General features: G+C 67.5%; 7 protein-coding genes. 5 read left to right on the forward strand and 2 right to left on the reverse strand.

All coding sequences use genetic code 11. The features are described from left to right. The first annotated feature begins 33 nt into the window (after positions 1-33). Entirely contained in the window at positions 34-1,005 is a 972-nt protein-coding gene (locus Q0X16_RS08830) for a PhoH family protein (protein WP_297833251.1), read from the forward strand. 210 nt (positions 1,006-1,215) lie between these two features. After that, complete coding sequence (gene ybeY / locus Q0X16_RS08835) at positions 1,216-1,698, forward strand: rRNA maturation RNase YbeY (RefSeq protein WP_297833252.1); 483 nt, start codon at positions 1,216-1,218, stop codon at positions 1,696-1,698. A gap of 18 nt (positions 1,699-1,716) precedes the next feature. Here ybeY and Q0X16_RS08840 read toward each other — a convergent pair whose 3' ends face one another. Beyond that, positions 1,717-3,273 carry a hypothetical protein gene (locus tag Q0X16_RS08840; protein WP_297833253.1) on the reverse strand — a complete coding sequence of 519 codons (1,557 nt, stop codon included), beginning with the start codon at positions 3,271-3,273 and terminating at the stop codon, positions 1,717-1,719. Between the two features lie 174 nt (positions 3,274-3,447). On the opposite strand from Q0X16_RS08840, the gene Q0X16_RS08845 reads away from it, so the two are divergent. The 3 genes from Q0X16_RS08845 to corA are packed head-to-tail and all read left to right on the forward strand — an operon-like array spanning position 3,448 to position 6,635. Beyond that, entirely contained in the window at positions 3,448-4,326 is an 879-nt protein-coding gene (locus Q0X16_RS08845; RefSeq protein ID WP_297833254.1) for a transporter associated domain-containing protein, read from the forward strand. Further along, a complete protein-coding gene (locus tag Q0X16_RS08850) occupies positions 4,313-5,608 on the forward strand; it encodes a DUF4105 domain-containing protein (RefSeq protein ID WP_297833255.1) in 1,296 nt (431 codons plus the stop codon). Before Q0X16_RS08845 ends, Q0X16_RS08850 begins: the two co-directional genes overlap by 14 nt. A 31-nt stretch (positions 5,609-5,639) precedes the next feature. Next, complete coding sequence (gene corA / locus Q0X16_RS08855) at positions 5,640-6,635, forward strand: magnesium/cobalt transporter CorA (RefSeq protein ID WP_297833256.1); 996 nt, start codon at positions 5,640-5,642, stop codon at positions 6,633-6,635. Between the two features lie 122 nt (positions 6,636-6,757). Here the strand turns inward: corA and Q0X16_RS08860 are convergent. Beyond that, on the reverse strand, positions 6,758-7,443 hold a 686-nt coding region (locus Q0X16_RS08860; RefSeq protein ID WP_297833257.1), incomplete at its 5' end, for a S9 family peptidase.

Genomic DNA, 7,443 nt, shown 5'->3' on the forward strand with positions numbered 1-7,443 from the left:
CGACGACACGCCGGGCGCGCTAGTCTGCTGCGTATGGAACAGCGCGATTTCACCCTGGAACCCGACGACGTCGAACGCCTCGCCAACCTGGCGGGCCCGTTCGACGCCCATCTGCGCCTGATCGGGCTGCGGCTGGGCGTCGAGATCGCCAATCGTGGCTGCGTGTTCCGTCTGCGCGGCGAGGATCCGTCCACGCTGGCCGCGGTTGAACGCACGCTGCGCCGCCTGTACGCGGAAACCGCGACCGAACGGCTCGACGAGCGCGCCATCCACCTGCGGCTGGGGGCGCTGGCCGAATCCACACAGGACGGCGACACGCCGCAGGATGCGAATCCGGAGATCGCGATCCGGGTCAAGCGCGGCACCCTGTGCGGCCGCGGCGCGAACCAGAAGCGCTACCTGCAGCGCATCGCCGGCCACGACATCAATTTCGGGATCGGCCCGGCCGGCACCGGCAAGACCTTCCTTGCCGTGGCGATGGCGGTGGACGCGCTGAACCAATCCAGGGTGCAACGCGTGGTGCTGGTGCGGCCCGCGGTGGAAGCCGGGGAAAAGCTCGGTTTCCTGCCGGGCGACCTCAGCCAGAAGGTCGATCCCTACCTGCGCCCGCTTTATGACGCGCTGTACGAAATGCTCGGGCTGGATCACGTCACGCGCCTGCTGGAACGCAACGTCATCGAGATCGCGCCCCTGGCCTACATGCGCGGGCGCACCCTCAACGACGCCTTCGTGATCCTGGACGAAGCGCAGAACACTAGCATCGAGCAGATGAAGATGTTCCTGACCCGGCTCGGCTTCGGCAGCACCGCCGTCATCACCGGCGACCTGACCCAGGTCGATCTGCCCAAACACCAGAAATCCGGCCTCAAGGACGCGGTGGAGGTTCTGCGCGACGTGGACGGCGTGAGCTTCACCTTCTTCGAAGCCCGCGACGTCGTGCGCCATCCGCTGGTGGCGCGGATCGTCAACGCCTACGATGCGCGCGACGCGCTGGGTGAGGATTGAAAGGCATTTTGACGCGGATCAGAGCGGATGAACGCGGATGAGGCATACATATTGCTTGTGAACCTGCAACCCGCCGTGGCTGAATAACGGCACCTGCGGCAAACGCCCTCCGGACCGCCGGCACCCAAATTCCGCTCTTGCCCTATCCGCTTTTTCCGCGTCAATCCGCGTCAAAAGTCGCTCTTTCCCACAGTCACGAAACCACCGCACATGACCCAAGGTCCGATCCGTCTCGATGTCGCCGTCGGCTATGCCACGCCTCGCGCCGGCGTGCCGGCAGCGGTGAGCTTCCGCAAATGGGTGGCGGCCGCGCTGGCGGGCCGGATCCGCGAGGCCGATCTTGCGATCCGCCTGGTCGGTGCGCGCGAAGGTCGCGCGCTGAACCGCCACTACCGCGGCAAGGACTACGCGACCAATGTGCTCAGCTTTCCCGCCGAACTCCCGGAAGGCCTGCCCAAGGGCGTGAAGCTTCCGCTGCTGGGCGACCTGGTGCTGTGCGCGCCGGTCGTGGCACGCGAAGCCAAGGAGCAAGGCAAGCCCCTTGCCGCGCACTACGCGCACCTGACCGTGCATGGCTGCCTGCACCTGCTGGGCTGGGACCACGAGGATCCGCACGAGGCCGAGGCGATGGAGCAGCTTGAACGCGAGATCCTCGCCGGGCTCGGCCTGCCCGATCCCTACCGCGAGGATTGAACCCGCGGATCGCCCGCCTCACTTCCCCGTCGGGGCTCCGGAACCGGCAATGTCGAGGTCGCTCAGGATCGCCTTGAAACGCGGGTCGTCGGAATAGCGCGCCACGAAAGGCATGTAGCGGATTTCGACGATGCCGGGGTCGCCGCTGCGGCGGGCCACGTCGAGCCAATGGAACAGCGCTTCGCGATCGTCCCGCTGCGCATAGATGCCGGCGATCTGGGTCGGCGCATCGCTGCCGTGATCGCGGATCAGCGATTGCAGCGCGGTGTCCGAGTTGGCGCGGTCTCCCGCAGCCCAATACGCCATCGCCAGCGCGTAGTCGCGCCACAGCGGCAACGGTTCATTGCGCGCCGCGTCGATCGCCTCGCGGGTGCGGCTTTGCTGAAACAGCGCCACGGCGAGGAAGGCATTGACCAGCGGCATGGCGGGTTCCAGATCGCGCGCCTGCCGCAATGCCGCTTCGGCCTGGCTGTAATCGGCCAGCGCCAGTTCGACATAGCCCATCTGATACAGCATCGGCGCCGACAGGAGATCGCGCTGCAAGGCCTGCCGCAGCGTGGCCGCCGCCGCGTCCATCTGTCCGAACCCGATCTGGCGCACGGCCAGCATCCCGAGCAAGGCCGGATCGTCCGGCTGCAGCGCCAGTCCATCGCGGACTTCCTGCTCAGCGCTGACCGCATCGAGGGCCACGTCGCCCAGCCACAGGGCGCGGACGCGGTGCGCGAGCGGATCGTCCGGATCGAGTTTGAGCGCCGCTTCGGCATCCAGTCGCGCCTGCTCGCGCAAAGGCTCGATCGGGCCCGCCGCAGGATCGCGCTGCGCCAGTTGCCGCAACCGCACCAGCGCCTGCATGGCGTGCGGGCGTCCCCACAGCGGATCGATGGTGATCGCATTGGCGAAGAACCCGAGCGCCGCCTGCAGCGACGCCGCATCGCCCCGTTGGACCGCCCACTCGCCTTTCAGCAGTGTGTCGTAAGCCAACGCGCTGCCGCTGGGCGGGATGTCCGACGCCCTGGCCGCGGGCGAGCGCGTCACCTTCAGCGCCTTGGCGATTCCCGCCGCGATCGCATCGGCCAGCCCGGGCAATTCCGCCGCCGACCGATCCAGCGTTTCGTGCCACAGGGTCTGGCCATCGCTGGCGCGCACGAAATCCAGATCCAGCAGCAGGCGATCGCCGCGCTGTTCCAGCTTGCCGCGCAGCAGATGGGTCGCACCAAGCCGTTCTCCGATCCGCGGGGTGAGTTCGCTGGAATCGCGCAGCCGGAATGCCGAGGCCGGCGCGACGGTGGCCAGCGCCGGCGTGCGGGCGAGCGCGTCGGACACATGGCGGGCGATCCCGTCGCCGAGATAGGCCGGGGCCCCGCCTTCGGTCGCCAGCGGCAGGACGCCGATCAGGTAGTGCTCGGTTGGAGCGGATGCCGGCGTTGCCGCGGACGCAGCAACACCCGTAGCCGGTGGCGGTGCCGCCGGCTGCGAGCAGGCGCCCAGCAGGGCAAGCGCCAGCAGGAGACACGCGGCCAGCGCGCCCCGAGTGGCATTCCCGCTTCCGCGTCCGGCATCGGACGAATGGCGCATGACTTCCTCCCACTGCAATGCGCCCATTATGACAACGTCGATTGAATCGGCGTTGCCCCGCTTCAGGAATCCGCCGGCCATTTCAGCGCTCACCGTCTCCGGCAGCCGTTTGCACGCACGAAGCGTCGCGATTCGCTAGACTGACGGCGTTTCAGACACCCGCCAATGCACCCCATGCCCGAGGACGACAGTCGAACCCCCGCCGAAACCGAAGAGAAATCGTCGGACAAAGGCCACCGTTCCTGGCTGGACCGGATCAGTTCCGCGCTGTCCGGCGAGCCCACCAGCCCCGAAGATCTGATCGAGCTGCTGCGCGACGTGCAGGCCGATGGCGTGATCGGCGCGGACACCCTGCGCATGCTGGAAGGCGCGATTACCGTCGCCGACATGACCGTTGGCGAAGTGATGGTCGCGCGCGCCCAGATGGTCACCCTGGCCGCCGATGCCGACCTGCCCAGGCTGATCGAACAGGTCGTGGAATCCGGCCATTCGCGCTTTCCCGTCCACGGCGAGGACCGCGACGAGATCCTCGGCATCCTGCTGGCCAAGGACCTGCTGCGCGCGGTCGCCACCGACCACGAGCACGCCACCATCCATTCCCTGTTGCGTCCGGCGGTGCTGATCCCGGAATCGAAAAACCTCAACGTGCTGCTGCGCGAGTTCCGGCAGTCGCGCAACCACATGGCCATTGTCATCGACGAGTACGGTGGCGTGTCCGGCCTGGTCACCATCGAGGACGTCCTCGAACAAATCGTCGGTGAAATCGACGACGAGCACGACGAGGCCGCCGACGAGGGCACCCTGATCGCCGCGCAGGCCGACGGACAGTTCGTAGTCGATGCCCTGACCCCGATCGACGATTTCAACGAGCGCTTCGGCGCGGATTTCCCCGACGACGAATACGACACCATCGGCGGCGTCGTCACCGACGCCATCGGCCACCTTCCCGAGGCCGGAGAGGAACTCTCCCTCGGCCGCTTCGTGTTCCGGGTCGCCCGCGCCGATGCCCGCCGCCTGATCGCGCTGCTGGTGAGCGTCGATGCCGAGCAGTGAGCGCCGGCATGGCGACGGCGGCACAATCGCCCGTCGCCTGCTGCGCATCGCCGCGCTGCTGATCCTGCTGGCGCTGGTCGTGCCGACCCTTGCGACCACGCCGCCTCCGACGAGCACACCCACCGCCTCTTCCGCCGTACCTGATGCGCCGTCCACCGCGACGCCACCTCCCCGGATCGGCGTGCTCACCATGGGCCCGGGCGACGTGTTCTGGGAACGCTTCGGCCACGATTCGATCGTGGTTTCCGATCCGGCGCTGAGCGAGCCCGTCAGCTACAACTTCGGCTTCTTCGACATGCGCGAGGACGGCTTTGCCCTTCGCTTCATCGAGGGGCGGATGGAATACATGCTGGTGGCCCTGCCGCTGTCGGAGGACCTGGACTACTACCGCCAGGTCGGGCGTGGCGTGCGCCTGCAGTGGCTGAACCTGACGCCCGACCAGGCCCGCGCGCTGGCGGCCGCGCTGGCGGAAAACGCCCGTCCGGAAAACGCCCGCTACCGCTACGACTATTTCACCAGCAACTGCGCGACCAAGGTGCGCGACGCGCTCGACCGCACGCTGGGAGGGCTGCTGCAGCGCCAGACCGAAAGCCGTTCCAGCGGCGACAGCTACCGCAGCGAGTCGTTGCGGCTGGCCTCGCCGGCGCCATGGCTGTGGGTCGGTTTCGACCTTGTGCTCGGCCCCTCGAACGATCGCGCCCTGACCCGGTGGCAGCAGGATTTCCTGCCGCGCCGCCTCGCCGACGACCTGCGCCAGGTTCGCCTTGCCGACGGTCGTCCGCTGGTCGGCGAGGAAGTGGAGTTGCTACCGCAGCGGCTGGCCGCCGAGCCGGAGGACGGCAGCGTGGCGCTGTGGCCATGGCTGCTGGCTGGCGTCGCGCTGGCGCTGGCGATCGGCAATGCCGGGGCGCGCTTCGATCGGCCGCTGGCGGCACTGGCCGGCGGGTTCTGGCTGCTGTGCGGCGTGCTGGGGCTGGTTCTGGCGCTGGCCTGGGGGTTCACCGAACATCGCGCGATCTGGGCCAACCGCAACCTCCTGCTGCTGGATCCGCTGTGCCTGCTGCTGCTTCCCGGCGCACTGGCGCTGCTGCGCCGGCGCACGCCCACGCCGACGTTTCGCAGCCTGCTTGTCGCCGTCTGCGTCCTCGCGGCGCTGGCTTGCCTGCCGCTGTGGCTGCAGGTCCATCCGCAGCGCAATGGGCACTGGATCGCTCTGCTGCTGCCTCTGCACGCGGCGCTGGCCTGGCGCTGGGCGCGCCGCGCGCCGGCCGCTTCGACTTGATCGCACGCCCCGGCCAGCGCAGGATTCGCCGATGAACGACACCCTCAACCTGACCCAATGCGTGGTGAACTGCGCGGCCTATGATCGCAACGGCCGCCGCAGCGACATCAGCCTCGAAGCCATCAGCGACGTTCTGTCCATCGACGACGGCAGTTTCGTCTGGGTCGGCCTTTACGAACCCGACGCCCACCTGCTCGACAAGCTGCAGGAGGAATTCGGCCTGCACGATCTCGCCGTCGAGGACGCGCAAGGCGCACACCAGCGGCCCAAGATCGAGGCCTACGGCAGCAGCCTGTTCCTCGCCGTGCACACGGCGCAAAAGGTCAAGGATCACGTGCTGTTCGGCGAAACCCAGATCTTCGTCGGCCCGCGCTTCCTGATCACGGTGCGCCACGGCGCCTCGCTCAGCTATGCGAGCGTGCGCCAGCGGCTGGAGCGCGAGCCCGAGGCGCTGGCGCTGGGCCCGAGCGCGGCGTTGCACGCAGTGCTCGATTTCGTGGTCGACAACTACCAGCCGATCGCAGCCGATTTCGAGAATGAACTCGACGCGCTGGAGCAGGACGTGTTCGCCGAAAGCTACAGGCGCGGCACCATCAAGCGCCTGTACGAATTGCGCAAGGAATTGACCCGGATGCGGCTGGCGGCGGCACCGATGCAGGACATTCTTTCCCAGATCACCCGCACCCCTGCATTCACGATCCCGGAGGAAGTGCGCCCGTATTTCCGCGACGTCTACGACCACGCCGTGCGCGTCGGCGACACCATCGACACCCAGCGCGAAATGGTCGCCGCGGCGATGAACGTGAACCTGTCGCTGGTGACCGTGGCACAGGGCGAGGTCGTCAAGAAGCTGGCCGGTTGGGCCGCGCTGCTGGCCGCGCCGACCCTGATCACCAGCTGGTACGGCATGAACTTCCACAACATGCCGGAGTTGGACGGACATTTCAGCTACTTCATCGTGATCGGCGGCGTCTCGTTGATCTGCGTCGGCCTGTACATCTACTTCAAGCGGATCGACTGGCTGTAGCCGGACGCGCGCAGGGCGCGCTCCTGCAGGTTGCCTGTTCCTGCGGGAGCAGCCCGGTGGAAGCAACGCCCAGGGAAGAATCTCCCGAGGGAGCGGCCCATGGCCGCGACGCGAACCAGGCCCTATTGCCCGATGTGCGTACGCAGCCAGTCGTTCACCGTGTTGTGCCAGAGCAGGCTGTTCTGCGGCTTGAGCACCCAGTGGTTCTCGTCCGGGAAATACAGGAACTTCGACTCCACCCCACGCCGCTGCGCCGCGGTGAACGCCGCGATGCCCTGCGACGCCGGGATCCGGAAATCCTGCTGGCCGTGGATGATCAGGATCGGCGAACGCCAGTTCTTGACGTAGTTGGCGGGATTGAAACGCTGGTAGCCCTCGGGGTTGTCGTAGGGCGTTCCGCCGTTTTCCCATTCGGAAAACCACAGCTCCTCGGTGGCATAGCCCATCATGAAATTGTCGAACACGCCGTCGTGGGCAACGATGCACTTCCAGGGGGCGTTCCAGTTGCCGGCGATCCAGTAGGCCATGAAGCCGCCATAGCTGGCCCCCAGCGCGCAGGCACGATTGCCGTCGAGGAACGCGTACTTGGCCTGGGCGGCTTCCCAGCCTTTCTGCAGATCCTCCAGCGGACGGTCGCCCCAGTGCCTGCTGATGGCGTCGGTGAAGGCCTGCCCATAGCCGGTGCTGCCGTGGAAATCGATCATCACCACCGCATAGCCCTGTCCCGCGTAGGTCTGCGGGTTCCAGCGGTAGCTCCAGCCATCGCCGAAACTGCCCTGCGGACCGCCGTGGATCAGGAAGGCCACCG

The sequence above is a fragment of the Thermomonas sp. genome (genome assembly GCF_025993755.1).
GTDB lineage: Bacteria > Pseudomonadota > Gammaproteobacteria > Xanthomonadales > Xanthomonadaceae > Thermomonas.

Bases quoted from the DNA above. Each gene is read 5' to 3' on its own strand.
- Q0X16_RS08830 (WP_297833251.1), top strand. From the start codon at position 34: ATGGAACAGCGCGATTTCACCCTGGAACCCGACGACGTCGAACGCCTC.
- Q0X16_RS08845 (WP_297833254.1), top strand. From the start codon at position 3,448: ATGCCCGAGGACGACAGTCGAACCCCCGCCGAAACCGAAGAGAAATCG.
- Q0X16_RS08850 (WP_297833255.1), top strand. From the start codon at position 4,313: ATGCCGAGCAGTGAGCGCCGGCATGGCGACGGCGGCACAATCGCCCGT.
- ybeY (WP_297833252.1), top strand. From the start codon at position 1,216: ATGACCCAAGGTCCGATCCGTCTCGATGTCGCCGTCGGCTATGCCACG.
- Q0X16_RS08840 (WP_297833253.1), bottom strand. From the start codon at position 3,273: ATGCGCCATTCGTCCGATGCCGGACGCGGAAGCGGGAATGCCACTCGG.
- corA (WP_297833256.1), top strand. From the start codon at position 5,640: ATGAACGACACCCTCAACCTGACCCAATGCGTGGTGAACTGCGCGGCC.